Genomic DNA, 710 nt, shown 5'->3' with positions numbered 1-710 from the left:
TTAGACCGACCGGCAAATGGGTGGGCAGGGCTGCCCAGACGGCCCGAACGCAAGGCAGGCACGAGCCTTGAGTGATCATGGAGTTCTTGACGCTCAGTGATCACCCGGAGGGCTCGTGCCTGCGGTCCCATCATGCCTTCTGGAACCCTTGTGGGACCAATTCGCCGCTCTTCTGCCCGTGCGGAGCGGGTACGCCGAGAGCCATCCACTGGGCTGTCACCGGCGACGGATCCCGGACCGCACCGTCTTCGAGTACATTGCTCGCTCTGGTCCACGGCTCCGGCTACGAACGGATCGCCGGCCCCGGATGCTCCGACCGGACCATCCGACGCCGCCTCAGACAGTGGGCTGAACTGGGGATATCCGAGAAGGTCCACGCACCTCACTCGAGGCTTACGACCGCATGATCGGCCTCGGGCTGAGCGAGATCTCGGTCGACGGCTGCGTCACCAAGGCCCCGTCCGGCGGTGACAAGGCCGGGCGGTCGCCGGTGGACCGGGGCAAGCAAGGGCTGAAACGCTCGGTCGCCTCCGATGCCTGCGGAGTCCCGCTCGGGATCGTCTCCGACGGAGCCAACCGACACGACTCGCCACTGCTCGGCCCCACCCTGGACGCGGCGAAAGCACAGGTCGGCGAAATGACGGAGACGGTCAACATCAACCTCGACCGTGGCTACGACAGCACCAAGTCCCGTGCGCTGAGAGCCGAGT

The 710-nt window shown here is 66.3% G+C and carries 1 pseudogene; it reads left to right on the top strand.

Annotation, left to right across the window (positions count from 1 at the left end):
• Positions 1-115: 115 nt before the first annotated feature.
• Positions 116-710, top strand: a pseudogene (locus DY245_RS32760) (transposase); the annotation flags it as partial.

This window comes from Streptomyces inhibens, from assembly GCF_003389455.1.
Taxonomy (GTDB): Bacteria; Actinomycetota; Actinomycetes; order Streptomycetales; family Streptomycetaceae; genus Streptomyces; species Streptomyces inhibens.
Note: the sequence above shows the minus strand (reverse complement) of the source record. Positions and strands in the feature narration are given on the sequence as shown.